The following is a 24,022-nucleotide window of genomic DNA, read 5'->3' on the forward strand; positions in this document are numbered from 1 at the left end:
GAAGGTCGCCCGCCTGATGTACGAACCCGGCCCGTCGGAGGCGGATCTGGCGGCGTTCGGCCTATCCACCTCCGACATACCGGAAGAAGAGTGCGAAGTGTTGGCTGAGAACTGGCCTGTCTTCGTGCTCTTCAACGCTTTGTCTACCCAATGGCGAACGGGCGCGTGCGGCGCCACTGGTCTCGACTACACGTCCATTCGAGATGTGGCCGACTTCCTCGGAATGAAGAAAAAGCAAATCGCCGAGACCTTTCCCGACCTTCAAGTAATGGAGGCCGAAGCACTGCTCGTCATGAGCGAATCGAAGTAATGGAGCACTCATGTCGGGCACAATCGCGCAGTTAGGTATCGAGGTTAGTTCTGGCGATGCAGTAAAGGCCGCCACGGATCTGGAGCGCTTGGCGCAGGCCGGCGCTAAGGCTGAAAAGGCGGCTGATGGTGTCGCGGCGGGATTCGACAAAGCGGCAACCGCGTCCACCGGCCTGGCCTCGGCCGAAGGCAAACTGTCCGAGTCCACCGAAGACGCAATGAAGCGGCTGACGGCGATGGCCAAGGCCTCGCTGGAGTCGAGTGACTATTACCAGCGGCTGACCACCAGTGTCAGCACGAACGCGTCAGCAATGGATGCGTCAGGATCCTCGGTCAGCAGTCTGGCGGCACTGAAGCGCCGCTTGCAGGCCGAATCGGATGCACTGGTTGGCTCGACGGATAAAGAGGCTGAGGCGGCGAAGAAAGCAGCCGCCGCCACAGGCGTGCAGGCTGAGGGTCTGCAAGCACTGCTCGGTAAGATCAATCCCGCCATTGCTGCGCTCGACAAGCTTGATCAGCAACAGGCGCAGTTGCAGAAATACAAAGCTGCCGGCCTCATTGATGCCGATACGTTCCGCGAATATTCGGCGCGCATTGACGCATCCCGGCAGAAGTTGGGCGACTTCGACGAGGGGCTGAAAAAGACCGGGACCAGCTCGAAGCAGACCGAAGCAGCGCTTCGCCAATTGCCCGCGCAATTTACGGACATTTTTACCAGCCTGGCCGGAGGGCAAAACCCGTTGTTGGTGCTTATCCAGCAGGGTGGGCAGATCAAGGATTCGTTCGGCGGTGTAGGCGCCACTCTTGATGCATTGCGCGACAAGTTCCGGTCGCTCTTCACTGGCGGCGCGGGTGCGGCGGTGCTGGGTGAGTCGCTCGCTGGTACTGCGACCAATGCCAAAGACGTAGCAGATAACGCGGGTGAGGCAGGCGAAAGCCTGTCGGATTTGGCCGAGCGCTCGAACACTGCGGCTGAAGCAGCCGAGAACGCACAGAAAGCTTATGGCGCCCTTCCTCCAAGCGTGACTGGTGCATCAGCGAGTATGCTGGGCATGGCTGCAGCGGTAGCTATCGCAGCGGCAGCAGTCGCCACCCTGATCTACGGATACAGCCAGGGCAGCAAAGAAGCGGACGAGTACAGCAAGGCGCTAATTCTGACCGGCAACGCTGCGGGAACATCGGCCGACCAACTGGCCAATTTGGCTCAGCAGGTCAGCGCTACGAATGGCACGACAGGAGAGGCAGCAGCAGCGCTGACCACGCTGGCTGCCAGTGGGGTCATTGCCGGTTCCAGCTTCAAGGAAATCGCCGATGCCGCGGCTGCGATGGAGGACGCCACCGGTAAGTCGGTGGACTCAACCATTGCCGAATTCATCAAGATCGCCAAAGACCCTGTAGCCGCCGCGAAGGAGCTAAACGGCCAGTATCAGTTTCTGACAGCGTCGGTGTATTCGCAGATCGTCGCGCTCAAGGAGCAAGGCGATACAGTAGGTGCTGCCGACCTGCTCACCAAAACCTATGCCGACACCATTCAGCAACGTTCCGAGCAGGTCACGCAGAACCTCGGATTGTGGGAAAAGGCCTGGAAGGGCGTGAAGGATTCTGCGAGCGGCGCCCTTGATTCAATCTTGGACGTCGGCAGGGTGCAGTCCATCGACGCCCAGATCGCCAACCTCGAAAAGATCGTCGGTGAACGCAAAGGCAGCTTTCTCACCTCACTTTTCCCCGAAGATTTGGGGGCGTCCAGTAACTCGACGAAGTTTCTTGAGCAACAGCTGGTAGAGCTCAAGAAACGGAAGGTTGCGCTCGCTGAAAACGCAGCGATCGAGGCTGACCGTGCAAAGATTCAGAGGGAAGGAATCGAAGCTGAGCAACACCTCAAGCAGATCAGCGACTCAAACCTGACCAATGCCGAAAAGCGCGACAAGCGGACGAAGGAGTATTTGGTCTACGTTGAGCGATTGAAAAAGGCCAATCCAGCTGACCCAAAAGTTCAGCCTGATTATGTCGCCAAAACGTTGCAGAACATCAAGGACAAGAACAAGGATCAGAAGGGACCGTCGGCCGGCGCCGTCGACCTCACCGGTTACAACGCGGCGCAGAATGCCCTGAAGGAAATTCAGGCCGAATACGCGAACACCCAGAAACAACTGGATGCCGCGCAAAAGGCCGGGCTGATCTCACAGCAGGAGTACCTGCTGAAGCGCGAGGCGTTGATCGGCAACGAGCGGGATGAGGTCACGGCGGCTTACGAGGCCGAGATCGCGGCGCTTGAGTCGGCGAAGAGCAAGTCCAGCGCCGCCACCGAGCAGCGTATTCAACTCGACCAAAAGATCGCCGACGCACGCACCGACATGGTCAAGGCGCAGAAGGCGGCGGATAGCGAACTGGATGTGCTGGCGAAGAATGAACAGGGCAGGCTGAGGAAGCAGAAGCAGGCCGTTCAGACCTACACCAGCGCGTTGAAACAGCAAGTCGACACGTTGCGTCAGCAGGGCCAACGGGCTGCGGCAGGACTTGGCCAGGGTGATCGGGAGCGTGGGCTGACAGATCAGCAGAACGCCATCGACGACCGCTTCAATCAGCAAAAGCTGGATCTGGCCAACCAATACGGCGACGGCTCGCGCGGCATGAGCCTCGACGAGTACACCCAGAAGCTGGCGGCGCTGAAAGCCACTCAGCAGGATCTGCATGACACGGTTCAAGCCAACTACGACGAGATGACTGCGGCCCAGGGTAACTGGAGCGCCGGCGCATCGTCGGCGTGGCAGAACTACCTGGAATCGGCCCGAGATGTCGCCGGACAAACCAAAAGCCTTTTCACCAACGCCTTCAGTTCGATGGAAGACGCGATCGTCAATTTCGCCATGACCGGGAAGTTGTCGTTTGCCGATTTCACCAAATCGGTTCTGGCGGACATGGCGCGGATTGCGACTCGGCAGGCGACGTCTCAAGGGCTCAGTTCTTTGTTCGGCATCGCTGCATCAGCTGCCGGTTCGTACTTCGGCGGTGGTGGCGGGAATGGATTGGCCGTTGGATCTGCCGGTGCCGTCTCGTCAGGTCTTGGAGCGTCGCAGGCTGGCTACACCGGTATCGATTTTTCTGGGTATCGAGCCGCCGGCGGCCCGGTTGCGCCGAACTCACTGTACGAAGTTAACGAGCTGGGGCCGGAGCTCTATAACGAGGGCGGCCGATCGTTCCTGATGACCGGTGCCAACGGCGGTAGCGTTACGCCGCTGACTACCGGCGGCGGGCCAGCGCTGGCCGCAATGTCCGGCGGTGGCGGCAACACGTACAACTTTCCGGTGGCGGTCTCGGTGCAGACATCTGGAAGTGACGGGGCGGGAGTTTCACAAGAGGTATCCAACCAGCTTGGGAAAGGCATCCAGCAGGCTGCAAAAACCGAAGCGGAAACTGCAATTGCCAGAGCGTTGCAGCCGAGCGGATCAATCTGGCGCCTGATAAATGGGAGGGGCTGATGGCCATCGAGAGATTCACCTGGCCAACCGAGCGCGGGGAAACACCCAATATCGCTTATCGGGTGCGCACTTCGAAGTTCGGCGGCGGTTACGCGCAGAACGTCGGAGACGGTCCGAACAACAAAGAAGACTCGTATCCGATTACCTTCACCGGTCAAGAGGCCAAGGTGTTGCAGATCATCGACTTCCTCGATCGGCATGCCGGGGCAAGGGCATTCCTCTGGACCACACCACTCGGCCAGCTCGGTTTGTTCACCTGCAAAAATCCCGCCCCCACACCAATGGGTGGCGGCGTCTTTAAACTTACCGCCACGTTCGAGCGGGCATTCCAACCATAAGGGGCAATCATGCCGCTGATCAGTGACATCCAGGTGCTTGAGCCTGGCAGCGAAGTGCTGCTCTTTGAATTGGACGGCACGGAATACGGCGCGGACGTTTTGCGCTTCCACGGGCACGCGATTCCGCACACGGCGGCCGAGTTGATCGCCGCCGGCGACAATGCCGACCAATTGCCGGCGAAGGCCATCTATTGGCAGGGCAACGAGTACAGCGCCTGGCCGGTGCAGATTGACGGCATCGAGGCGAATGGTGACGGCACTGCGGTGCGTCCAACGTTTTCGGTAGGCAACGTCAACGGGCGCATCACCGCGCTGTGTCTGGCGTTCGAGGATCTGCTCGAGTTCAAGCTGACCATGCGTCACACGTTGGGCACCTACCTGGACGCGGCGAACTTCCCGGCCGGCAATCCTACGGCTGATCCAACCCAAGAGACGATCGAGGTCTGGTACATCGACCAGAAAACGAACGAGGATGGGGAAAGCGTCAGTTGGGAGTTGGCCAGCCCGGGTGACGTCGGTTATGAGTCCATCGGTAGGCAGGCGACGACGCTTTGTCACTGGTGTCTCACTGGCGGCTACCGTGGGCCGAACTGTGGCTACACCGGACCGCACGTGACCAAGGACGGCATCGTCACCGATAACCCGGAACTGGACGAGTGCGATGCCACCCTGGGCAAGGGCTGCATCCCGCGTTTCGGTGAGGGAAATCCGCTGCCGTTCGGTGGCTTCCCGGCCGTTTCGCTGATCGCACGGAGCTGACATGCGCAAACACATTTTGAACGCGATCCAGGCGCATGCTGCGGCCGAGTACCCGAAAGAGTGCTGCGGGCTGCTGCTCACCGTGGGCCGCAAACAGCAATACTTCCCCTGCATCAACATCTCGACCGAGCCGAACGAGGAGTTCCGTATCGATCCGGAGGAGTATGCAGCGGCCGAAGACGTAGGCGAGGTGATCGGCGTGGTGCACTCGCATCCGGACGCCACCAGCAGGCCGTCACCGCGCGACCTGGCCATGTGCGAGGCCACTGTGCTGCCGTGGCACATCCTGAGCTGGCCTGAGGGTGACCTGCGCACCGTCATACCGTCCGGCGAGGTGCCGCTTCTGAAGCGCCCGTTCGTGCACGGCGCCTGGGACTGCTGGCAGGTCTGCGCGGATTGGTATAAGCGCGAATGGGGGCTGGAGTTCGAAGCCTTCAAGCGCGCCGATGGCTGGTGGGAGAGCAAGGACAACACCAGTCTGTACGAGACGAACTACGAGGCCGCCGGCTTCTACCGCGTCGACCAGCCGCAGCGCGGCGACATGATCGTGATGGAAGTGGGGCGGACGGTTTATCCGAACCACGCCGGGATCTTCCTCGGTGTGGATCCGGCGTTACCCGGTGAAGATGCAGCAACCTTCGGCCTCGGGCCGTTCCTGCTGCACCATCTGTATGGCAGGCCATCGGAGGTCATCGTGTTCGGTGGGCCGTGGCTCGACCGCACGCGCATGATCCTCAGGCACAGAAGTGCACAAATAACCACTTGATGCGGCCAGTCCGCGGGAGTAAAGAATGCAACTTCAAATTGTGATTATGAATGACGGAAGGAAGGTTATTGCTGGTTTGGGGCTTGGATTGGCGTCAACAAACGTGCTGACGCCAATCACGCGGTCAGGAGATTCGTTGCTGAAGTAGAGAAATGATATCGGAGTACTGAGCCTGATTGCCGTTTTGCACATGGACGGCTTTCAAGCTTTCCAGTTCAGCTTTCAAAGCCTGCTTGTCCAAGGACTCGAGCTTGGAAATTGAAGTGATGATGGCTAGCAATGCGTTGATGGTTACCGCAGAAATGGTATTAGCCGCTTGTTCAAGCACAACTACGCGTTGATCAATGGTTTGCATCTTTTGACCTCCAGGTCATAAACGCGCCGAAATTGGCGCAATCCCAGTCCTTGGGCTTGCGGGCAAAGGACTGGGGGTGTCCTTTATCTATTAAATTGCGATCATACTTGCCACATCTTGGATTTCTTTGAGTCGTTCAGGCGTTGCCTCTGCTATTGAGCTTGGAAGCTCTAAATCTGGGTTGTTGGCTATCGCATGAAGCCATTCTCTCGTTCTTTGCGAGACTAATGTGCCCGAGGGAATATCACGAGTGTTAGTAGGCATATAAGCATCTGCGATATCCCACTTTTCTATCGGCCAATCGACAAATGCTGCGACTAGACCATCTCTTAGGTCCTGAAATTCTTGGTATGAACTAGAGTACGATTTGTTGAGCGCGATCTTCAGTTTCACAGTGCGATGTGGCATTGCCAGTCCCTTGTCATATGCAAGGAATAACGCTACTACGCAGAAGTCCTACCCCGCTACTGGCTTTCCATCCACACTGGATGCCCGGCCAGCGAGAACAATGAAGTTTTGCTTAAAGCAATCATGATGCTAAATTGCCACTTTTGGCATGGAGCACTACCCAATGTTTGCAGGAGTTAGCATTAGATCGGCATCCGCTGAGGAGATTGGAGTCCTCGAAACGAAGCTGAAGGCCGATCCTGACCAGCGAACGAGCTCAGTAGTTCGCGGGGTCGATATAGCTGGTGAGCACGTTTTTATCATTGAATATCTTGGTCAGGTGGCAGGATTCTGCACATACCGAAGTGAGCCAGATGAGATTTTCCCGCTTTTCATCTTCACTCCGTTTCGTCGCCAGGGAATAGGTGAAGAAGCAATGAGGCAGCTCATAGTCTTGCTCCAGCAAGATGGGAGAACCGAAGTTTTTATTGAAGTCATCAACGATGCGGGTCCATTCTGGAGTAAAGTTTTTGCCGGTTATCAGTACACCGACCACGGGTTTGGTAAGTACACAATTGAGATTTCAAATTGATTCGAAGTCGAGAGCCCGGCCCAGCGCCGGGCTTTTTTATTTCCGGCCACCTGAGTGATATCGTTCACCCTTTCCCACAGGAGTGACCTGCATGAAATTGATCGTAGGAGCGCTGGCAATTGCGCTATTGGCGGGTTGCTCTGATAGCGGACCGATCAAAGTTGGGCCCGACACCTACACGATTTCTACTCGGGTGCCTTTCGGCGGCCCTGCCTCTGCGAAAGGGCAAGCCCTGAAGGAGGCGAACGTGTTTTGCGCCTCGCAGGGGCGCGAAATACTCCTCGATCACATGCAGGCAAGTGAATGTGCACTGCATGGCGGCTGCGGCGAAGCGGAGATCTATTTTTTCTGTTTGGCAGCCGGTGATCCTCAGTTGAAGCGGCAGAGGTACAGTCCTGATCCAGCTCAGAAAATTGAAATCGACCAGCACTGAATTTTGGATTTAGAGAATGTGTAGCCTGTCTCGCTTAAACGAACTCTTTTTCGAGCACAACTGCGTAGCTTCGATGAAGCTCGAGATGGTTGATTCCAAATACAACCTCACGCTGGCTATGTCTTCCTCGGAAGATCCAGAAACCGAGGGTGTGACGGCTTTTTTTCGTGATGTAAGCGCACTGAACCTAAGCGGCTTTGGCGGCGGACTAACCCAATTCATGGACCTCATCGTGACACGCATCGACGACGGCCTGGATAGAATTCGGTACGAGCTGAGGGATATTGAGGACGAAAAGATCTCGTTCTATTTCTTCACCTTCACCTTCACCTTCACCGTGCAAGAGCACAAGGAGTAAATATGCGGATTTTGATAGGAGCGCTTGCGGTAGCGCTGTTGGCGGGGTGTGCAACATCTCCAGTTTCATCAAGCAAAGCGGACCCTGTACCAAGCTCGCGGCTGTTTGCGTATCAGAAGCCTGTTTCCGGTGACTCTGTTTTGATCATCACTCGTGATACCGGGTTTGTCGGAGGCGGCTGCAATACTTCAGTGAGTATCGACGGGCAAAAAGCGGCCGAGATCGGCGCTGGCGAAACGGCAAAATTTTTCGTTCCAGCCGGTGAACACATCGTTGGTGCTTCGTCGTGTGGCAGCGGCTTGAAAGAGCGAGAAACAAATGTGAAGACTGGCAGCACCAAGAAATTCAGGATATCCATAGACTCAGCGATGAGCATGGACTTATCACCCACCATGCAATGACAGAAACCGCCTCCGGGCGGTTTTTTTACGTCCGGAGAAACAGCCTTGGCAGCTACGCTCAGCGACAACCCAGCCATGACCACCATTCTTCTTTCTGGCCCGCTTATCAAGCTCTTTGGTCGTGTTCACTATCGTGAGCTTGGCAGCAGATCCGTGGGCGAGGCCTTCAAGGCTCTCAAGTGCACCCTGGAAGGATTTGAGGCGGCGATCAAGAACCTTGAAGGAAAGGGGATGCGTTTCGCGATTTTCAGAAATCGGAAAAACGTAGCTGAAAAAGATTTCGGCCTCGGCGGAACCCAGGAGATTCGCATCGTCCCCGTCATTTGTGGCAGCAAGCGGGCAGGCCTTCTTCAAACAATTATTGGTGCGGTTCTGGTCGTGGCCGGCTCGTACTTTGGGCAGCCCTGGGCCGTGCAATTAGGTGCTGGTCTGGTAGCTGGTGGCGTCATTCAGATGCTCAGCCCTCAAACGAAGGGTTTGAAGCAGAGCGCATCCCCTGAGAACGCACCGTCCTACGCCTTCGGTAGTGCCAAGAACACCACGGCCAGCGGCAACCCGGTACCGATCTGCATCGGCGAGCGTCGTTGGGGCGGGATGATCATTTCGGCCTCGATTCTGGCCGAGGATAAGGCGTAGCAGCAAAAGCCCTCACCCTTCCTGGGAAGGATTGGCCTTCCGAGTTAAAGGAGGGGCTTGCTGATGAAAAAATGGTTTCCATTGGCTCGTGCGATTACTTGGAATTTGATCCGAGTCGCCATTTTTACGATGAAACTTTACGCGAGTCTTCATGGCTTGTGAGCAAACCGCCCTCGAGGCGGTTTTTTTATGCCTGGAGGAAAGCATGGGCGCAGCGGAACAGATTGAGATCTACGGCGAGAAGGGCGGCAGCAGTAAGCCGAAATCGCCGGTCGAAGCCAGCGACAGCCTGCGCTCGACCAACCTGGCAAAGCTGCTGATCGCCGTAGGCGAGGGCGAGTTCGACGGCATCCCGACTGATTACGACATCTACTTGGACAACACCCCGATCCGCGATGCCAGTGGCAACTACAACTTCCCTAACGTGAAGTGGGACTGGCGGCCGGGTTCCGTGGATCAGACCTACATCCCGGGCATTCCGTCGGTGGAAAACGAGACCTCGCTGAACATCGAACTGCGCAGTGATGCGCCGTGGGTGCGATCGATCACCAACACCCAGCTGTCGGCCGTACGCATGCGTTTGGCCTGGCCCGCGCTCCAACGTTCGGATGATCAGGGCAATGTCGGCGGCTACCGCATTGAGTACGCCATCGACGTGGCCACTGACGGCGGCGCCTACCAGCAGGTGCTGGTGGACGCCGTCGACGGCAAGAGCACGACCCGTTACGAGCGCTCGCGCCGCATCGATCTGCCGGACGCCACCACTGGCTGGCAGATCCGCGTGCGCCGTCTGACGCCGAACCAGAACAGCAACAAGATCGCCGACACCATGCTGGTGGCTGGCTATACCGAGGTGATCGACGCCAAGCTGCGCTACCCGAACACCGCGCTGCTCTACATCGAATTTGATGCCGAGCAGTTCACCAACATCCCGGCCGTGACCGTGAAGTGCAAGGCCCGGCGCTGGATGGTGCCGAGCAACTATGACCCGATCCTGCGCACTTACGCCGGGACGTGGGATGGCTCGATGAAGTCGGCTTGGACCAATAACCCGGCGTGGATCACCTACGGCACCTGCACCGAAGACCGTTTCGGCTTGGGCAAGCGTATCAAGCCGTGGATGGTCGACAAGTGGGAGTTGTACCGGATCGCCCAGTACTCTGACCAGATGGTGCCGAATGGGCTGGGCGGTCAGGAGCCGCGATTCCTCTGCGACATGAACCTGCAGGGCAAGGCCGACGCCTGGTCACTGCTGCGCGACATCTCCGCGATTTGCCGGGGCATGACGTACTGGGCTCAGGGCCAGCTGGTGATGCAAGCCGACATGCCGCGCGCACAGGACTTCGACTACGTGTTCACACGGGCCAACGTCATCGACGGCAAGTTCTCGTACGGCAGTGCCTCGGCGAAAACCCGGTACACCCGGGCCCTGGTCAGCTACGACAACCCGGCGAACAACTACGACACTGACGTCATTCCGTTCGCCGACCTAGATCTTCAACGCCGTTATGGCGATCGGCCGACGGAACTGAGCGCCATTGGCTGCACTCGGGCGTCCGAGGCCCAGCGCCGAGGCAAGTGGGCGATTCTCAGCAACAACCAGGATCGCACCGTGTCGTTCAAGACCGGCATGGAAGGCGTGATCCCGCTGCCGGGTCACATCATTCCGGTGGCGGACTCGTTGCTGGCCGGCCGAGAGGTTGGCGGGCGGATATCGTCGGCATCCGGCCGCGTGGTGACACTCGACCGTGACACCCAGGCCAAGGCCGGTGATCGGCTGATCATCAACCTGCCGGGCGGCCGCGCCGAAGGGCGTACCGTGCAAAGCGTCAACGGTCGCGCTGTGACGGTCACCGTCGCCTATAGCGAGCCGCCGATCGCACAGTTGCAGTGGGCGCTTGATACCAATGACTTGGCGATCCCGCTTTACCGGGTGTTGCGCACCAAGCGCACTGCTGAGGGGGATTTCGAAATCAGCGCGCTTCAATACGACCCGAGCAAGTTCGCGCATATCGACACCGGTGCGCGCCTGGAAGAGCGGCCAATCAGTGTGATTCCAATCACCGTGGTTCCACCGCCGACCAGTGTCACGGTGGCCTCGACGTCTTCGGTGGTGCAGGGGCTGGCCGTAGCCACCATGACCATCAGCTGGCCTGCCGTGGACGGCGCGGTCGGTTATGACGTGGAATGGCGCAAGGACAGCGGCAACTGGATCAAGCTGCAGCGTACCGGGATGACCAACGTGGACGTGGTCGGCATTTACGCTGGTGCGTATGTGGCCCGTGTCCGCGCAGTGAGCGCGTTCGACATCACGTCGATCTGGCGCAACTCTATCCTGACCAACCTTAGCGGAAAGCAGGGCCTACCGCCGGCGCTGGCCTATCTGAGAACGATTAGCAAGGTTTATGGCATTGGTCTGGAATGGGGATTCCCACCTGGTGCGGAAGATACCCAGCGCACGGAAATCTGGAACAACAAGATCAACGATCTGGCGACAGCCGTGAAGTTAGCGGACTTCGCTTATCCGCAATCGAATCACGAAATGCAGAACGTCGTACCGGGCACCAGCTTGTTTTTCTGGGGACGGTTGGTTGACCGGATCGGTAACGTCGGACCGTGGTTTCCAGTAGTGGATGGCATCAATGGTCAGGTAAGCATCGACCAGTCGGAGTATGAGAAATACTTCCTCGGGAAGATCCAGGAGTCCGCTCTCGGCGAGCAGTTGCTCAAAGAAATCGGCAAGATTTCCGGTGATGGGGAGGGCTCCGTCAACGACCGTCTTGAACAGGCCAAGAAGGAGCTTGAGGACCTAATCGGTGAAATCACCGACGCCATGGTTTATGACCCGGCGAAGTCTTACAGCAAAGGAGAGGTGGTGCGGCTTGATGGTCGGCTGTTCTCTGCCATACAGGCTGTTCCAGTTGGAGCAGAGCCACCAGATCCTGTGTTTTGGTACGACTTGGGCACGATTGCCGAAACCACCAACGCAATGGCCCTGCAGATCCAGCAGCACACCACGCAGATCGAAACCATCGACGGCAAAGTCTCAGCGCAGGCCTCGACCGTGCAGGCATTGCAGGCAGCGTGGCGGGAGGACGATGGCGAGGGAGCAATGGTCGATGCGCTTCAGGGGTGGGAAAGCACGGCTAGCATCGTCACCAATGACAAAGTGAGGGCGGAGGAGAACCGCGCGTCAGCAACGAAAATCACCGAGCTCAACGCTTCGGTGGGCAAAACAGCGGCGAGCCTTACCAGCCTTGAGTCTGTCGTCGCCACAGACAAGGAAGCCACCGCTCAGAAAATCGATACGGTGACTGCAACCGCCAACGGTGCGACAGCAAAAGCCGAATTTGCCAGCACGGCTGTGTCGGGGTTGAACGGCAAGGTTTCAGCGCTCACCACCATCAAGACGTCCACTACGGTGGGCGGAAGGACGGTGATGTCTGCGCTGGCAATTGGGGTTGATGGAGAGACGCAGGAGTCGCAGATCCTCGCGTTCGCGCAGCGCTTCGCGATTTTGGATGAGGTCAGCGGCCAGATGATTGCACCGTTCGTGGTTCAAGGCGGCCAGGTGTTCATGAATACGGCGATCATCAGTCAGGCCTTCATCAAGGAACTGGTGCTCGGTATGACACTTCGTTCTGCCGCGCTGAACTCCCAAGGGCTTCCATTGCTGGAAATCAACATTCCAGCGGGCACCTTCACGTTGCGCGGACAATCCAGCACCGGCTACACACTGCTGAACAACAACGGTATCTACGTTTACGACCTGAACTACATCGAGCGTGCCGCACTCGGGAAGATGACGTAATGGACTACTACGGTGCGCGAACGAAAAACGCCGCGGGTGTGGTGACCCTCGAATCTTCGATCATGACAGTGCGATCGATCATTACAAGACAGATCACCGTCCCGCCCATCACCAGCGATTTCACCAGCTACATCAACATGCCGGAAATCACCGCACAGTCGTTTGTGTGCGTGACGCTGCCCGATCCAACCAATGAAAACGCCGTCCTGCCTTCCGTGTTTTGGTCGACAGGGCAGCTCAGGGTTCGGCGTGGGCAGGGGTTGGTGCTCAACGTTTTTATCCTGACCTACCAATAGGAGGAGGCCATGGACTATGGATTCAGGTCTCGTAATGGTCTGAATTTCTTTCAGATCGACAGCGATAACAAGGTACTGAACGTGGCCGCGTCCGGCATTTACACGATCGGAAAGCCGCCGACAGCACCCGTCACAATCACCCAGGCGGTTATCACTTATCCGGCGCCAATCACCACGACTGCTGCACCTCATGTTTTTCTCAACCCCAACGACCAGGGCATGTATCACTCACTGGTGCAGATGGGCGGGCCGGGGAACTGGACAGGTTTCTATTTCAAGCTGCACCTGATGGCGCCGTTCAACAGTTCGGATTGCAGTGGGCGGTGGTTGGTGGCGACATTCCGCTCAACCTCATCACCCAATGAATACGACTTGCGACTGCGCAATGCGGCCGGTGAGCAGATCTTCGTAGGGGCGGACAACCTGCTGGTGATGACCGGCTTGCCCGTTAACGAGGGATGGTCGCTGGATAATCGAGGCGGTTCAGTTTCGGGGGTCTATTGGAGTGGTTTCCAGATGCCCTGGACCGGCTCGTATGACGACTATTTTCTGGCTTCGACCTTGCTCGGCGGGAAGAACTACAACGGCAACACAGCCCGGGAAACACCGAGCGGATTTCATGCCGGAGTGCGTAGCACGCTCAACGGGTACATGGGGGCGTTGCTAGGAACCGAGGTGGGTAACGACAAGAATGGCCGAACCACCTTCGCCGCCAGGCCAATGAGACCACTTTAAACAAAACCGACAACCCGCCAAGTGCGGGTTTTTTATTGATCAATTGAAGGACACGCCATGCCATGGCTCAGAGGTGGGACGGTATCGGTCACTAACGGCTCAAATACTGTTGTTGGTGTAGACGCAGATTTCCCGGCGAACGCGCGAAACGGTGATGCATTCGTGGGTCCCGATGGTTTGAATTACGAGATTGCGAACATCGCAAGCTCGACGGTTATTTCAATCATTCCGGCCTATAAGGGCCCCACAGTCAGCGGATCTGCCTACGCAATCATGCCGGTTCAGGGCTATCCCAAAGCGTTGGCCGATGCGTTCAACAGCTTGAAAAAGCAATTCGGGGGTGTGCTGGCGGTGCTGGGCGAAACGCCGACGCAAGATGGTGTCCGAGCTTCTCTGGGGCTTGCAAGCACCGATGGCTTGCCTGAGGGGGCGACCAATCTCTACCACACTGCGGCAAGAACTATTGGCGCTGCGTTGACGGGGCTCAATCTGGCCGACGCTGCTCCGGTGGTCTCTACCGATTCAGTCCTCATTGCTGCCGGCAAACTGCAGGCCCAGGCCTCGGCAGCGTTGCCGAAAGCAGGCGGAACACTCACCGGGCCGGTGAACGATGCCCCGGCACAGGCTCTGGTTTCGGCAGCAACCGTGAACATTGGTGCGTCGACCTCCAATGTCGTCGCGATCAGCGGAACCGCGACCATTACTGGGTTCGGCACGATCGCGGCTGGCGCCCGGCGCACGGTGAAGTTCACCAGCGCGCTTGTTCTGACGCACAACGCTACATCCTTGATCCTCCCGACTGGCGCCAATATCACGACCGCAGCCAACGACACGGCGGAGTTTTTGAGCCTCGGCAGTGGGAATTGGATCTGTCTGCGTTACAGCCTGGCCAGCGGTAAGCCCGTGGCGTTCGCCTATGACCGATCGAATGTTGTTGGCACCGTTTCTTGGTCGGGCAGCGCTCCAACTGGAGCGATCATCGAGTCAGGATCGACTGCGAACGGGCAATACACAAAGCTTGCGGACGGCACGATGTTTTGCTGGCTGCTCATCACTGGGCTCTCTATCGCGATGAATTCAGGGTATGGCGGCGGCATCGTTGGTACGCAGAACTGGGCTTACCCCGTAGGTTTTGCGTCGACGCCCGTGGTGTTTATGGGGGCAAGGGCTGCGGGAAAGTTCACGACCACCTCACCGGCTGACGCAACGTCTGCCACGCTTGGTTCGTTTTTGGTGTTCGACCCTGCGGGCGGCGTCTATACCGGATCCTTCAACTGTTTCTTTTTTGCCTCAGGGCGGTGGAAATAATGAAAATCAACCTTTCCCCCCAGCGTCGTGATGACACTTTGTCGATGTCGCGCGCTGGTGCTGTGCTCACGATAAACGGCGAGGCTTTCGACTTCTCGGCAATGTCGCCCGGGGACACGCTTCCTCTCGGTGCCGTGAAGTCAGAGTGGTTTGTAGGCCCGGTGGAAAACGTCGCGGGCGAGCTTGAGCTGACACTGCTTCTTCCGTTGCCGGTCAATTTCAGCCAGGAGCAGGCGTTCCCCGAGCCGCTGCTGAATGTTCAGGATGGGCCAGTGGCCTTGCCGCAGCCATTGCCAGCGCCTGATACAGCGCAGAGCGGAGGGTTTGAAGCATGAACATCGACTGGTCCCAGCTCATCACCAAATCAATGAAGGACGCCGCCGAGCAGGCCGCTCAGCTGTCGGCAGCCAAAGCCGAGCTGTCCTCTCGAAACGCCCGAGCGCTGGCGCAGATTTCCCGCATTCAGGAGCGCATCGACACCATCGGTTACGGCATCGACGCAGGCGAGGCGACCCCCGAGGACGAGGCCGAGCAATCTACGTTGCTGGTCAATGTGAAGGCGTGGAAGAGCTACAAATTTGCCCTGGGCAAAGTCACGGTTCAGCCGGGCTGGTACGCGGCGCCGGTATGGCCCACCGAACCGAAAGCTCCCGTAATCGTGGCCGACCCACAGACAGTGGTTGCCGATCTCGCCTGAATTCAATAGCCGCACGACGCACCCGCCATTGAGCGGGTATTTTTTTGCCTGGAGAAAAGTATGACTGTTACCGAAAAAGACCGCGACGTGCTCGCTCGAACCATCTGGGGCGAGGCTCGCGGCGAGAGCGCGGGTGGCCGAGTGGCCGTGGCATGGTCTATCCGCAATCGCGTTTTCGACGGAAAGACCAACTCGTGGTGGGGCGAGGGCTATGCCGGAGTCTGCCAGAAGCCATATCAGTTCAGTTGCTGGAACAAGAACGACCCAAATTTTCCATACCTCAGCGGCGCCAAGGAAATTCCGTTCCGCGAACTGGCGCAAACACGGATCGTCGCGGATCAGGTGATTGACGGGAAAGTGCAGGATCCCACCAGCGGCGCTACCCACTATTACGCACTCGCCATGAAGACGCCGCCGGCCTGGGCTGCGAAGGCCAAGCAGGCCTTGAAGCTGGGCGGCCACGTCTTCTTCAGGGATGTGCCGTGATGACTATGCCGTGGAAAGTGATCGGCGCGCTGGCGCTGTTGCTGATCGGCGCGGCCAGTTCCTGGCAGCTTCAGGACTGGCGCTACGGGAAGCATTTGGCGGAGCAGGCCCGGCTGCACACCGAAACCCTCAATCAGCTGACCCTGGACGCTGCCACAGCCCAGCAGGCCGAGCAGGACAAGCGTCTGGCGCTCGAACAGCGGCTGGCCGCCAGTGACAAAACCCACTTCGAGAAAATGACCAATGCTCAAAAAGACCAGGCTCTTCTGCGCGATCGCCTCGCTACTTCTGACCTGCGGCTGTCAGTCCTCCTCGACGCAACCGACACTGCCAAAGGCTGCGGTGTGCCAGCCGCCACCGGTGCCAGCGGCGTGGATCATGCAGCCGTACGCGCCCGACTTGACCCAGCGCATGCTCAACGAATTATCGGCATCACGGACGAAGGTGACCGGGGATTGATCGCTTTAGCTGCCTGTCAGGTTTACATCAAAACTGCCTCTCTATCGAATTAAAAAAAAGCGGTAGAGATGCCTTGGCATAGTCTTGGGGTTCTAGCTCAATCTATAATTGAGCGTTTGTCGGAGATTTGCTGACTTGCAGTATTTTAGACGTTGTCTAGTATGTTTCTTTAATGTTTTTGACGATTTTCTAATGTTGTTGCTTGTTATTTTTCTGGTCTATTGAACTTTCCGATAGCGTGGGAGGATTTATGATATTGGTACTCAAGCATCCTATTGAGACGGTTGAGCAAAGCAATGAAGTTTTAGCTGATGCGGAGGCCATACAGAAAAAGATACGCCTGAAATACCCAGATCGTGAATGCGAACTGTTTAAGGGGCTGGATAGTTATAAAAAGTACATGGGCGGACAAGAGGGGAAGCCTGGAAGTAAGTTGATAATAATCTGTCATGGAGATTTAACTGGCAAGGTTGCGGGGTTGACTGGGACTGAGCTGGCTGAAAAGCTGTGGAGCGGGGCTCTGGCTAAGCGTAAAAATTTCAAAAATATATCTGTTCTTTCGTGTTTGTCGGCAGGCCCAGATGTAACCGTTACCGCAATTCGGGCAATGTCGAACTTTTTTGAGAGGGTAGGCTATAAGGTTGCTATTAAAGGGGTCGAGGGGTCAATTGTTACCGATAGCCAAGGAAGGAATTTTGTTGTCAGAGATTCTGAAAAATTTAAGGCTGAGAGGGAAAAGATGAAGTGGGAGGATGAAGCCAAAAAGAAAAAGAGAAAGTTTACTGAGAAAATGGAGATGGAATTAATAATGGATTATTGCTATGAAAAAGGGGAGCATAGAGTTATAGATGACTGGAGGAAACGTAAATACCCTGATGCTTATTGATGATCGCCTCAGGGGGTGGAATTCATTCTCTCATTCTCTCATTCTCTCATTCTCTCCAGCGACAAAAAATGTGAGTGTCGATATTAGCGTTGATCCAACACAAGGTCATCGCGTGAGCTTTTAGCTTATACCCGTTGGCGCAGACTTCTTCACAAAACATTTTCCGAAGCCGAAGGTTTTATGCTTGGTCGAAATTCATGGAGACAGATTCGCTGTATAAATTCTGTATGCATATACAGTAATCGAGGCGCGGCCTGTGGGCGAGGGTGAAGCGACGACCTGTAGGATTTTGGATTGATGTTCGGTCGGCAGAACGCCGGGGATAGAAATGCTAGTGGGGCAAGGGAAATCGAGTTGGAAAGTCCTCCCGCTGTAAACCGCGGGAGGGCATTGTTGCAGTCGCGCAGTGGCGTTTCTCCGCTATCTGCAATGCCGAATTCACCTTTTCTTGCAGACTGCACGGCTCAATGGAAGTGCACGTAACGTAAGTCGCTGTATACCCGTGCTTTATTGCGTCGATGCCCTTGGCACAGGAAATGCGGTAGATCTCGGACACCTCAATGCCGACCTGATTGAGGTTCAATTTCGAGTTGCCTGAGGCAAAAACCATGAACGCGATCGATCTTCTGCAAGCCGACCACCAGAAAGTGAAAAGCATCTTATCTCAGCTGAGTGAGTCGACAGAAAAAGCGACAAAGAAACGCGCTGATCTCCTGGAAAAATTGGAGATGGAGATTTCCATCCACACCAAACTGGAAGAGGAAATTCTCTATCCAGCCTTCAAGGAGGCTGGAGCCAAAGAGCAGGACGTCATGTACTTCGAAGCGAAGGAAGAGCACCGCACCGTCGACTCGCTGGTATTGCCCGATCTAAAGCAAACTGACCCGGGCACCCCGGAGTTTTCGGGACGGGTGAAGGTCATCAAAGAATTGTTGGAACACCACATCGAAGAAGAGGAAACCGAAATGTTCCCTCAGGCCAAGAAGCTGTTGGGTAAGGCCAAGCTCGATGAACTCGGGGAGCAAATGGAAATCATGAAAGCCAGTTTTAGAAAAGACTGGGCGGCGACCCACTTGGCGGCCTGACGTCATTGGCGAAGCGCGGCATTACAAGTAACGCCGTTTATGTTCAATAGGCCCCCACACCCGGTGTAGGTGTGGGGGCCTTTTTGTGGGCGCCTGGAAACCACGAACGCCGGGGCTGGTCTACCATTTTTTGATGGTCTGGCTGACTCAGGCTGTCTTCACTTGAACAGGATCCTCGCTCATGTCCTACGCCTATGAAGGCCCGGCGACCGTCGGCGTGCTGGCCCTGTACCGGGGGCAGTCACCCAACAAGCTAACCACCTACGAATTGAACGTCCGTATCCTCTACGTCGAACGGCAACGCTTTCGCCTGGAGTTTGACCGCTACCTGCAAGGTCCCAAGGAAGCCAATGCGATCCAAGCGATATTGCCCGGCGGTTTGGTGCTGCAAGGCCCCATTATCGACGGCAGCAACGAGTCGGCCGGCGGCTGGTTGCTGATCGATGTCGAGCAGTACGAGCTGCCGCTGCTACCGCCGGCCAACCTCAAAGGTTGGCAGTGGGAGTGATCATGAACGACGTATTGGCGGCGCTGAACCTGCCGAGCGCGATCTACACCCAGGCCGAGAAACTGCTGCAGGCGATTCGCAGCAGCCGCACGATTCCCGACACGTTGCGTGCGATCGATCGCGCCGAAGGGTTCAGCTTGGGCGTGGAAACCGTGGGTGCACTGCGCGACGATAGTATTGAAGGGCTGTATCTGGCGTTTGATGACGCGGCGCAAAAGCGTCTGACGGAGCTCACATGATCGGTGCGGCGATCCAGGAAGACGTGCTGCGGGCCTTGGTCGAGCAGCACGCGGTGCGCGATTGCCTGGTGGCGAGGATTGACGGTGGTTCCGCGTGGGGCGTGTCGGTCCGCCTGGGCGGCAGCGGTACACGGTGGGTGCTGGTGCGCTCACGACGTGAGTCGCTGCGCACCTGGGCCAGTTTGACCGCGGCGGGGCGCTTTGCCGACAACGTGGAGGGTGGAGTTGTGACAGTTTTTATTTCCGCTATCGACCCAATGCTGCCTGTCGCGATGGGCTATAGCAGACCCAAAGCGGCAAAATCTTTTTGCACGTAATGCTTATCCAAACCGCTTTCCATCTGTCGGTGGTTTCCCACCGACATTTTCTATTTCGCCTGTGACAGTTGAGTCAGCTCACCGCAACCTGGGGGGATTGATGGTCGAGAAGATGTAGCGCGCAAAGCGCCATTGACCATCGGTTTCTCGATGCAGCAGGAAGATTTCCTGGTTGCCTTCGGCGCTGGCCTGCCGGTCGCCGGACAGCGGTCTGGCCGTTCCGTTAGAGCGCGTACGGGCAAACGCCCAGTCGCGTGACAGCGGTCGGATCTCATCGATCGTAAAACGTATATCGAGCTTGATCGTATTGAAGACCTGGCGATACGCCGCGCGCACTGCGTCACGGCCTACGACCGGCGGGCTGTGCTGTGGCATGAACACGGCATCCTCTGCATACAAGGTCATGACACGGTCGACGTCAGATGCGTTCAGTGCGGCTTCATAGTGGTTGAGTTGCTGGGTGACGGCAGTCTTCACCGCATTCTCGGAGGCGGATTTGGCGGCCTGAGCCGTCATGGGTAGTAGAAAAGCGCCGAAAACCAGTGCGATCAATGCGGTACGCATGGCAGAACTCCTTTATGTCAGAGCAAGACGACGAGCTTGCCAAGAGCGCGATCGCTTTCCATCAAACGGTGCGCGTGGCGCACCTCGTCGAAGGCGAAGGTTCGGGTACGGATGGAAGGCATCCGCTTGGCTGCGAGTTCCTTTGCGAGCCACGGCAACGGCGTGTCCTGCAATGGCAAGGCCGGTGTTCCCAATAAGCCGCTCGGGAAGAAGTTCAGTCGCGTTCCGCCAGGCAGGTCCTGCATCAGGTGGAATTGCTCCACTACCGGCGGGCCGCCGAGCAGGCCGATGACGCTTACCGCGCCGAACGGTCGCAGCGTCTTGATCGTGTCGCGCAGTGTCGTGGCTCCGACGATTTCCAATGCGGCATCCACCCCTGCAGGCGTCATTTCGCGAATACGCTGAGCGATGTCACCGTTGTCGACGACCACCTCATCAGCCCCCATTTCGTAAAGACGTTGGATGTTCGCAGCGGTGCGCGTAGATGCGATCACTGTCAGTCCGCGGGCCTTGGCATAGGCGATGGCGGCCAGGCCAACCGATGAAGTGCCTCCCCGTACCAGCAAAGTCTGGCCTTGTTGAATGGCTAAACTCTTGTCAAGCGCCCCCCAAACAGTGAGATACGCCTCCGGCAGTGTGGCAAGTTCTTCCCACGAGAGAGACGTGTCGTCCAGTGAGATCACGTTGTTGCGCAGTACCGTAACCTGCTCGGCATAGCTGCCATTGCGGCTGAACTGCATGCCGCCCATTGCTGTGGCGACGCGCTGGCCGGTGCGCAAGACCCCGGCGGGGTCATGGATGACTTCGCCCACGGCCTCGATGCCGGGCACGCGTGGTGTGGTGATGTCACCCATTCTGCCAGCGCGTAGGTAAGTTTCTGCGCGGTTGAGGCCAAACGCACGGACGCGGATCTGCACTTCGTCCGGAGTTGGCTCGGGTGACGGGATATCTCGCAGTTGCAGGACTTCGGGGCCGCCCGGTTGTTCAATCACATAAGCTTTCATGGTCGTTTCCTCAGGTATTTGGCGGGTGGGTTGGAACGTTGTTTTCAGCAAGTGATTGCACTATCCGCCACTCGAAGGTGGAAGATAATCCACGCTGGAGATAAGCTTCATCTCAAAAATGAGAGGAATGCTGTAATGGACTTCAACGCCGTCCGGATGTTTGTCAGCGTGGCGCAGACCGGTAGCCTCTCGGCCGCAGCTGAGCGCCTCGACATTCCGCTACCAACCTTGAGTCGACGCATTCGCGAGCTGGAACAGCAGTTGAAGGTGCAACTGCTCGAACGTTCTGTACGTGGCACCAAACTCACTGATTCAGGGACGCGATTGTACGAACATGCCAGCCGCGGCATTGAGGCTTTGATTGAAGGCGAGCAGGCTGTGATCAGTGATCAGGCGCATCTGAAAGGGCACTTGCGGCTGTCATTGCCGCCGTCGTTTGAGCCGTGGTGGGAGGTACTGTCGGCTTTCCAGCACCGCTTTTCGCAGATCCAGATCAGCGTCTACACCACCGAGCGCCGCATCGATCTCATCGAAGATGGTGTCGACGTGGCGCTGCGCGTAGGCATGATCGCGCACGAGACTATGGTCGCCCGCCGCATGCTGACCTACCGTCACATTCTCGTGGCCAGTCCGGCATTGATTGAGCGGCTAGGTGCACTCAGTAGCGTCGAGGCTCTACACGGTTATCCATGTGCGGTCTGGAGCCGGGGTGCCAATGCGACATGGCAGTTGGGGGGAGTGGTATTCAAACCTGAGGCGATGCTGTCCACCAACGACTATGCGCACCTGCGTAGCCGGGCGTTGATCGGTGATGTGGTAACGGAGCTTCCGCCATTTTTGGCGGCGAGTGCCATCCGGGAAGGGAAGTTACTTGCGCTACTTCCCGAACACCCACTGCCGGAACAGCAAATCAACTTGCTCTACCCATCACATCGTCACCCGTCTGCCGTAGTGCGGGCGTACCTGGACTTCTCGCAGGAGTACATAGGATATCTCGCAGGGGCGTCGTCTACTTCCTGGTAAAGGGCCGCTTTCGGCCAGTAGCGGACGCTCGGAAAAGACCGCTTACGGCCAAAACCGGCCGGCCGAGGATCTAAATTCAGACTTTTCTTACAGACTCGCCCCCTCGCGGTGCAGTAATCTCCCGGAGCCTACAAAACGCTTTTAGCTTCCACACGAAGGCTTTTTATTGCACGACAAGGATGACGAATGACTCCCTCCGCTCGATTGGGTGACAAGCATGTCTGCCCAATGCCCGGTCACGCCACCACCCCGATTGCTTCCGCCAGTGGCGACGTAAACATTAACTTCATGGGATCTGCTCGTGTTGGCGATACCTGTGGCTGTGGAGCTGTAATCACTACAGGGTTCCCATCAATTCAAGTGAACGGGCGTCCTATGGCCCACTTAGGCAGCCCAACCAGCCACGGCGGAACGATCATTACTGGGTCAGGCGATGTTGGTGGCGGTTTTGTCATGGGCGATGCTGGTGGTGCAACCATCATCAACTTCATGGCACTCGGAGCGTTCCGTCCAGATGGCACTCTGGATGATGAGAAAATGGCCACATTGCTCGCTGACCCAAAGTTGAAAGAGAAAGCGGTTGCCGCAAACGCTCTAGTAGACCCCAAAGCCGCCCCGAAGCAGCCAGAGGCAAGGCCTGGACCGAAAGCCCCCGTCATTTGCAAAGACCCTGACATGATGGAGCAGGTGGCCAGCTATATAGCCGGGGAAATGAACCGCAACATCACACACCCATCCGTACTGAAAATGAAGAAGCTATTTAGCTTTGACGCGGCAGCGGAAAATGCAAAATTTCAAAAGCTCCCTTGGTATGCACGCCTTTCCCCCCCTAATTTCCAGGCAATGGAGCTTGGTAACACTGCTGCAGCCATGGCCCTATGGGCAGAGCGAGTTGGTCAAAATCGACCATGGGACCACAAGGTGACGATTGGGCAACAGTTCGGCGGGCCTTGGCAAAAGCAAGGTCAGGTGGACTACTTCTACGATATCTGGTCGAACATCCACTATGGTTACGTAGGGCGCATTGGTGGCCTTTCTGAAGGCGTTCTTCTGGACGGCGCTGGGCTTGAGCAGATTGCATCAGACTCCATTCGGAAAGTTCAGAAGTGGGACGAACGAAAAGGGCCTCACCGCTCAGCAGACATCGAAGGGATGCGGGCTTGGGACGACATAGGCGACCGAGTCTCTATCAGTATTGGAGTCAAACTGTACAAGCAGCACCCAAACGGCGGTATTACGGCGAAAATGCTGATGGACGAAGTTTTAGCACTACCACGTTCAAGCTGGGGAGATGGCACACGTGACCACGTCTGCAAATAAACCGAAACGGCATTTCTGGCGCTGGGTGGTGGCGCTACTACTCGCCCCAATCGTCTTTTGGTATGTCGCCACACCCCAAGTGAGCTTCCATTTCTCTGACAAGGGACAGGGGCGTCTCGGTTACATTTTGAATGTTCAGCACGACATCTCAAAGGGTGAGATCTACCCAGGTGAAGCCACTGGTGGGGCGGGGCATATCTTCCCGAACAACCAATTTTTTATGGAGTTCGATTGGAACAACGGTGGAAAATCGCACTGCATCCGGGTTAAGCCGAAGTGGCCGAACACCGATGTCTACATCGGGGCAGATGGTGCCATCGATAGCCGCACTGATGGCAAACTTATTGAAGCATGTGGGCCACTACCAAAATAGGAAACTCCGAGAACCTAGCCCTATGTGTGACGTGATGGCGCAGGGCTAGCGGAGACTGCTTTCGGCCAAACAAAGACGCTCGGATGTATCACTCAATA

General features: G+C 57.0%; 30 protein-coding genes. 26 read left to right on the forward strand and 4 right to left on the reverse strand.

Going from position 1 to position 24,022, the window contains the following annotated elements; all coding sequences use genetic code 11:
* Positions 1 to 16 precede the first annotated feature (16 nt).
* The 5 genes from AC07VV_RS03315 to AC07VV_RS03335 are packed head-to-tail and all read left to right on the forward strand — an operon-like array spanning position 17 to position 5,651.
* A complete protein-coding gene (locus AC07VV_RS03315; protein WP_495035276.1) occupies positions 17 to 310 on the forward strand; it encodes a DUF1799 domain-containing protein in 294 nt (97 codons plus the stop codon).
* Positions 311 to 320: 10 nt separating this feature from the next.
* Positions 321 to 3,788: a phage tail tape measure protein gene (locus AC07VV_RS03320; protein ID WP_495035277.1), complete on the forward strand. Its 3,468-nt coding sequence runs from the start codon at positions 321 to 323 to the stop codon at positions 3,786 to 3,788.
* Positions 3,788 to 4,126: a phage tail protein gene (locus AC07VV_RS03325; protein ID WP_192560289.1), complete on the forward strand. Its 339-nt coding sequence runs from the start codon at positions 3,788 to 3,790 to the stop codon at positions 4,124 to 4,126. Before AC07VV_RS03320 ends, AC07VV_RS03325 begins: the two co-directional genes overlap by 1 nt.
* Positions 4,127 to 4,135: 9 nt before the next feature.
* Positions 4,136 to 4,885 (forward strand): phage minor tail protein L, encoded by a 750-nt coding sequence (locus tag AC07VV_RS03330; RefSeq protein ID WP_192560290.1) that lies wholly within the window; start codon positions 4,136 to 4,138, stop codon positions 4,883 to 4,885.
* A 1-nt stretch (position 4,886) separates the two neighbouring features.
* A complete protein-coding gene (locus AC07VV_RS03335) occupies positions 4,887 to 5,651 on the forward strand; it encodes a C40 family peptidase (protein WP_495035278.1) in 765 nt (254 codons plus the stop codon).
* 124 nt (positions 5,652 to 5,775) lie between these two features.
* On the opposite strand, the gene AC07VV_RS03340 is transcribed toward AC07VV_RS03335, so the two are convergent.
* Together AC07VV_RS03340 and AC07VV_RS03345 are read right to left on the reverse strand one after the other, a co-directional pair.
* The gene (locus tag AC07VV_RS03340; protein WP_495035279.1) at positions 5,776 to 6,006 is read right to left on the reverse strand and encodes a hypothetical protein; all 231 of its coding nucleotides are present in this window, start codon (positions 6,004 to 6,006) and stop codon (positions 5,776 to 5,778) included.
* 90 nt (positions 6,007 to 6,096) lie between these two features.
* Positions 6,097 to 6,414, reverse strand: coding sequence for a hypothetical protein (locus AC07VV_RS03345; protein ID WP_495035280.1), 318 nt, complete (start codon positions 6,412 to 6,414; stop codon positions 6,097 to 6,099).
* Between the two features lie 163 nt (positions 6,415 to 6,577).
* Here AC07VV_RS03345 and AC07VV_RS03350 point away from each other — a divergent pair, with 163 nt between their 5' ends.
* The 18 genes from AC07VV_RS03350 (at position 6,578) to AC07VV_RS03435 (ending at position 19,640) form a co-directional block, all read left to right on the forward strand.
* Positions 6,578 to 6,985, forward strand: a complete 408-nt coding sequence (locus AC07VV_RS03350) for a GNAT family N-acetyltransferase (RefSeq protein WP_495035281.1) — start codon at positions 6,578 to 6,580, stop codon at positions 6,983 to 6,985.
* A 91-nt stretch (positions 6,986 to 7,076) separates the two neighbouring features.
* Entirely contained in the window at positions 7,077 to 7,418 is a 342-nt protein-coding gene (locus tag AC07VV_RS03355; RefSeq protein WP_495035282.1) for a hypothetical protein, read from the forward strand.
* Between the two features lie 85 nt (positions 7,419 to 7,503).
* Entirely contained in the window at positions 7,504 to 7,776 is a 273-nt protein-coding gene (locus tag AC07VV_RS03360; RefSeq protein WP_495035283.1) for a hypothetical protein, read from the forward strand.
* Between the two features lie 2 nt (positions 7,777 to 7,778).
* On the forward strand, positions 7,779 to 8,177 hold the full coding sequence (locus AC07VV_RS03365) for a hypothetical protein (RefSeq protein WP_495035284.1): 399 nt from the start codon (positions 7,779 to 7,781) through the stop codon (positions 8,175 to 8,177).
* Positions 8,178 to 8,252: 75 nt separating this feature from the next.
* Positions 8,253 to 8,813: a tail assembly protein gene (locus tag AC07VV_RS03370; protein WP_495035285.1), complete on the forward strand. Its 561-nt coding sequence runs from the start codon at positions 8,253 to 8,255 to the stop codon at positions 8,811 to 8,813.
* A gap of 205 nt (positions 8,814 to 9,018) precedes the next feature.
* Entirely contained in the window at positions 9,019 to 12,624 is a 3,606-nt protein-coding gene (locus AC07VV_RS03375; protein ID WP_495035286.1) for a TipJ family phage tail tip protein, read from the forward strand.
* On the forward strand, positions 12,624 to 12,920 hold the full coding sequence (locus AC07VV_RS03380) for a hypothetical protein (protein WP_495035287.1): 297 nt from the start codon (positions 12,624 to 12,626) through the stop codon (positions 12,918 to 12,920). Before AC07VV_RS03375 ends, AC07VV_RS03380 begins: the two co-directional genes overlap by 1 nt.
* Before the next feature lie 9 nt (positions 12,921 to 12,929).
* Entirely contained in the window at positions 12,930 to 13,655 is a 726-nt protein-coding gene (locus tag AC07VV_RS03385; protein WP_495035288.1) for a hypothetical protein, read from the forward strand.
* A 57-nt stretch (positions 13,656 to 13,712) separates the two neighbouring features.
* Complete coding sequence (locus AC07VV_RS03390; protein WP_495035289.1) at positions 13,713 to 14,963, forward strand: hypothetical protein; 1,251 nt, start codon at positions 13,713 to 13,715, stop codon at positions 14,961 to 14,963.
* Positions 14,963 to 15,298: a hypothetical protein gene (locus tag AC07VV_RS03395; protein WP_495035290.1), complete on the forward strand. Its 336-nt coding sequence runs from the start codon at positions 14,963 to 14,965 to the stop codon at positions 15,296 to 15,298. The genes AC07VV_RS03390 and AC07VV_RS03395 overlap by 1 nt, the downstream gene beginning before the upstream one ends.
* Positions 15,295 to 15,660 carry a phage tail protein gene (locus AC07VV_RS03400; protein WP_495035291.1) on the forward strand — a complete coding sequence of 122 codons (366 nt, stop codon included), beginning with the start codon at positions 15,295 to 15,297 and terminating at the stop codon, positions 15,658 to 15,660. Before AC07VV_RS03395 ends, AC07VV_RS03400 begins: the two co-directional genes overlap by 4 nt.
* A gap of 60 nt (positions 15,661 to 15,720) precedes the next feature.
* A complete protein-coding gene (locus tag AC07VV_RS03405; protein ID WP_495035292.1) occupies positions 15,721 to 16,146 on the forward strand; it encodes a cell wall hydrolase in 426 nt (141 codons plus the stop codon).
* Positions 16,146 to 16,658: a lysis system i-spanin subunit Rz gene (locus tag AC07VV_RS03410; protein ID WP_495035293.1), complete on the forward strand. Its 513-nt coding sequence runs from the start codon at positions 16,146 to 16,148 to the stop codon at positions 16,656 to 16,658. Before AC07VV_RS03405 ends, AC07VV_RS03410 begins: the two co-directional genes overlap by 1 nt.
* A gap of 197 nt (positions 16,659 to 16,855) precedes the next feature.
* Positions 16,856 to 17,491, forward strand: coding sequence for a hypothetical protein (locus tag AC07VV_RS03415; RefSeq protein WP_495035294.1), 636 nt, complete (start codon positions 16,856 to 16,858; stop codon positions 17,489 to 17,491).
* 608 nt (positions 17,492 to 18,099) lie between these two features.
* Positions 18,100 to 18,576 carry a PA2171 family ribosome-binding persister protein gene (locus AC07VV_RS03420; RefSeq protein WP_495035295.1) on the forward strand — a complete coding sequence of 159 codons (477 nt, stop codon included), beginning with the start codon at positions 18,100 to 18,102 and terminating at the stop codon, positions 18,574 to 18,576.
* Between the two features lie 181 nt (positions 18,577 to 18,757).
* Entirely contained in the window at positions 18,758 to 19,084 is a 327-nt protein-coding gene (locus AC07VV_RS03425; protein WP_495035296.1) for a hypothetical protein, read from the forward strand.
* A gap of 2 nt (positions 19,085 to 19,086) precedes the next feature.
* Positions 19,087 to 19,323 (forward strand): hypothetical protein, encoded by a 237-nt coding sequence (locus tag AC07VV_RS03430; RefSeq protein WP_495035297.1) that lies wholly within the window; start codon positions 19,087 to 19,089, stop codon positions 19,321 to 19,323.
* Positions 19,320 to 19,640, forward strand: coding sequence for a hypothetical protein (locus tag AC07VV_RS03435; RefSeq protein ID WP_495035298.1), 321 nt, complete (start codon positions 19,320 to 19,322; stop codon positions 19,638 to 19,640). The genes AC07VV_RS03430 and AC07VV_RS03435 overlap by 4 nt, the downstream gene beginning before the upstream one ends.
* A gap of 78 nt (positions 19,641 to 19,718) precedes the next feature.
* On the opposite strand, the gene AC07VV_RS03440 is transcribed toward AC07VV_RS03435, so the two are convergent.
* Positions 19,719 to 20,204: a YybH family protein gene (locus AC07VV_RS03440; RefSeq protein ID WP_495035299.1), complete on the reverse strand. Its 486-nt coding sequence runs from the start codon at positions 20,202 to 20,204 to the stop codon at positions 19,719 to 19,721.
* Between the two features lie 17 nt (positions 20,205 to 20,221).
* Complete coding sequence (locus AC07VV_RS03445) at positions 20,222 to 21,208, reverse strand: zinc-binding alcohol dehydrogenase family protein (protein ID WP_495035300.1); 987 nt, start codon at positions 21,206 to 21,208, stop codon at positions 20,222 to 20,224.
* A gap of 135 nt (positions 21,209 to 21,343) precedes the next feature.
* Between AC07VV_RS03445 and AC07VV_RS03450 the strand changes: the two genes are divergently transcribed.
* The 3 genes from AC07VV_RS03450 (at position 21,344) to AC07VV_RS03460 (ending at position 23,924) form a co-directional block, all read left to right on the forward strand.
* Entirely contained in the window at positions 21,344 to 22,231 is an 888-nt protein-coding gene (locus tag AC07VV_RS03450) for a LysR family transcriptional regulator (RefSeq protein WP_495035301.1), read from the forward strand.
* A 186-nt stretch (positions 22,232 to 22,417) separates the two neighbouring features.
* On the forward strand, positions 22,418 to 23,551 hold the full coding sequence (locus AC07VV_RS03455) for a polymorphic toxin type 44 domain-containing protein (RefSeq protein ID WP_495035302.1): 1,134 nt from the start codon (positions 22,418 to 22,420) through the stop codon (positions 23,549 to 23,551).
* Entirely contained in the window at positions 23,532 to 23,924 is a 393-nt protein-coding gene (locus AC07VV_RS03460) for a hypothetical protein (RefSeq protein ID WP_495035303.1), read from the forward strand. The genes AC07VV_RS03455 and AC07VV_RS03460 overlap by 20 nt, the downstream gene beginning before the upstream one ends.
* Positions 23,925 to 24,022: the final 98 nt, after the last annotated feature.

Source organism: Pseudomonas sp. GW821-FHT02C04 (assembly GCF_059421845.1).

Coding starts and splice junctions, on each gene's coding strand:
- AC07VV_RS03385 (WP_495035288.1), top strand. CDS start 12,930: ATGGACTATGGATTCAGGTCTCGTAATGGTCTGAATTTCTTTCAGATC.
- AC07VV_RS03335 (WP_495035278.1), top strand. CDS start 4,887: ATGCGCAAACACATTTTGAACGCGATCCAGGCGCATGCTGCGGCCGAG.
- AC07VV_RS03380 (WP_495035287.1), top strand. CDS start 12,624: ATGGACTACTACGGTGCGCGAACGAAAAACGCCGCGGGTGTGGTGACC.
- AC07VV_RS03410 (WP_495035293.1), top strand. CDS start 16,146: ATGACTATGCCGTGGAAAGTGATCGGCGCGCTGGCGCTGTTGCTGATC.
- AC07VV_RS03370 (WP_495035285.1), top strand. CDS start 8,253: ATGACCACCATTCTTCTTTCTGGCCCGCTTATCAAGCTCTTTGGTCGT.
- AC07VV_RS03455 (WP_495035302.1), top strand. CDS start 22,418: ATGACTCCCTCCGCTCGATTGGGTGACAAGCATGTCTGCCCAATGCCC.
- AC07VV_RS03435 (WP_495035298.1), top strand. CDS start 19,320: ATGATCGGTGCGGCGATCCAGGAAGACGTGCTGCGGGCCTTGGTCGAG.
- AC07VV_RS03425 (WP_495035296.1), top strand. CDS start 18,758: ATGTCCTACGCCTATGAAGGCCCGGCGACCGTCGGCGTGCTGGCCCTG.
- AC07VV_RS03390 (WP_495035289.1), top strand. CDS start 13,713: ATGCCATGGCTCAGAGGTGGGACGGTATCGGTCACTAACGGCTCAAAT.
- AC07VV_RS03430 (WP_495035297.1), top strand. CDS start 19,087: ATGAACGACGTATTGGCGGCGCTGAACCTGCCGAGCGCGATCTACACC.
- AC07VV_RS03315 (WP_495035276.1), top strand. CDS start 17: ATGTACGAACCCGGCCCGTCGGAGGCGGATCTGGCGGCGTTCGGCCTA.
- AC07VV_RS03440 (WP_495035299.1), bottom strand. CDS start 20,204: ATGCGTACCGCATTGATCGCACTGGTTTTCGGCGCTTTTCTACTACCC.
- AC07VV_RS03355 (WP_495035282.1), top strand. CDS start 7,077: ATGAAATTGATCGTAGGAGCGCTGGCAATTGCGCTATTGGCGGGTTGC.
- AC07VV_RS03360 (WP_495035283.1), top strand. CDS start 7,504: ATGGTTGATTCCAAATACAACCTCACGCTGGCTATGTCTTCCTCGGAA.
- AC07VV_RS03450 (WP_495035301.1), top strand. CDS start 21,344: ATGGACTTCAACGCCGTCCGGATGTTTGTCAGCGTGGCGCAGACCGGT.
- AC07VV_RS03445 (WP_495035300.1), bottom strand. CDS start 21,208: ATGAAAGCTTATGTGATTGAACAACCGGGCGGCCCCGAAGTCCTGCAA.
- AC07VV_RS03415 (WP_495035294.1), top strand. CDS start 16,856: ATGATATTGGTACTCAAGCATCCTATTGAGACGGTTGAGCAAAGCAAT.
- AC07VV_RS03400 (WP_495035291.1), top strand. CDS start 15,295: ATGAACATCGACTGGTCCCAGCTCATCACCAAATCAATGAAGGACGCC.
- AC07VV_RS03365 (WP_495035284.1), top strand. CDS start 7,779: ATGCGGATTTTGATAGGAGCGCTTGCGGTAGCGCTGTTGGCGGGGTGT.
- AC07VV_RS03420 (WP_495035295.1), top strand. CDS start 18,100: ATGAACGCGATCGATCTTCTGCAAGCCGACCACCAGAAAGTGAAAAGC.
- AC07VV_RS03395 (WP_495035290.1), top strand. CDS start 14,963: ATGAAAATCAACCTTTCCCCCCAGCGTCGTGATGACACTTTGTCGATG.
- AC07VV_RS03375 (WP_495035286.1), top strand. CDS start 9,019: ATGGGCGCAGCGGAACAGATTGAGATCTACGGCGAGAAGGGCGGCAGC.
- AC07VV_RS03340 (WP_495035279.1), bottom strand. CDS start 6,006: ATGCAAACCATTGATCAACGCGTAGTTGTGCTTGAACAAGCGGCTAAT.
- AC07VV_RS03350 (WP_495035281.1), top strand. CDS start 6,578: ATGTTTGCAGGAGTTAGCATTAGATCGGCATCCGCTGAGGAGATTGGA.
- AC07VV_RS03320 (WP_495035277.1), top strand. CDS start 321: ATGTCGGGCACAATCGCGCAGTTAGGTATCGAGGTTAGTTCTGGCGAT.
- AC07VV_RS03330 (WP_192560290.1), top strand. CDS start 4,136: ATGCCGCTGATCAGTGACATCCAGGTGCTTGAGCCTGGCAGCGAAGTG.
- AC07VV_RS03325 (WP_192560289.1), top strand. CDS start 3,788: ATGGCCATCGAGAGATTCACCTGGCCAACCGAGCGCGGGGAAACACCC.
- AC07VV_RS03345 (WP_495035280.1), bottom strand. CDS start 6,414: ATGCCACATCGCACTGTGAAACTGAAGATCGCGCTCAACAAATCGTAC.
- AC07VV_RS03405 (WP_495035292.1), top strand. CDS start 15,721: ATGACTGTTACCGAAAAAGACCGCGACGTGCTCGCTCGAACCATCTGG.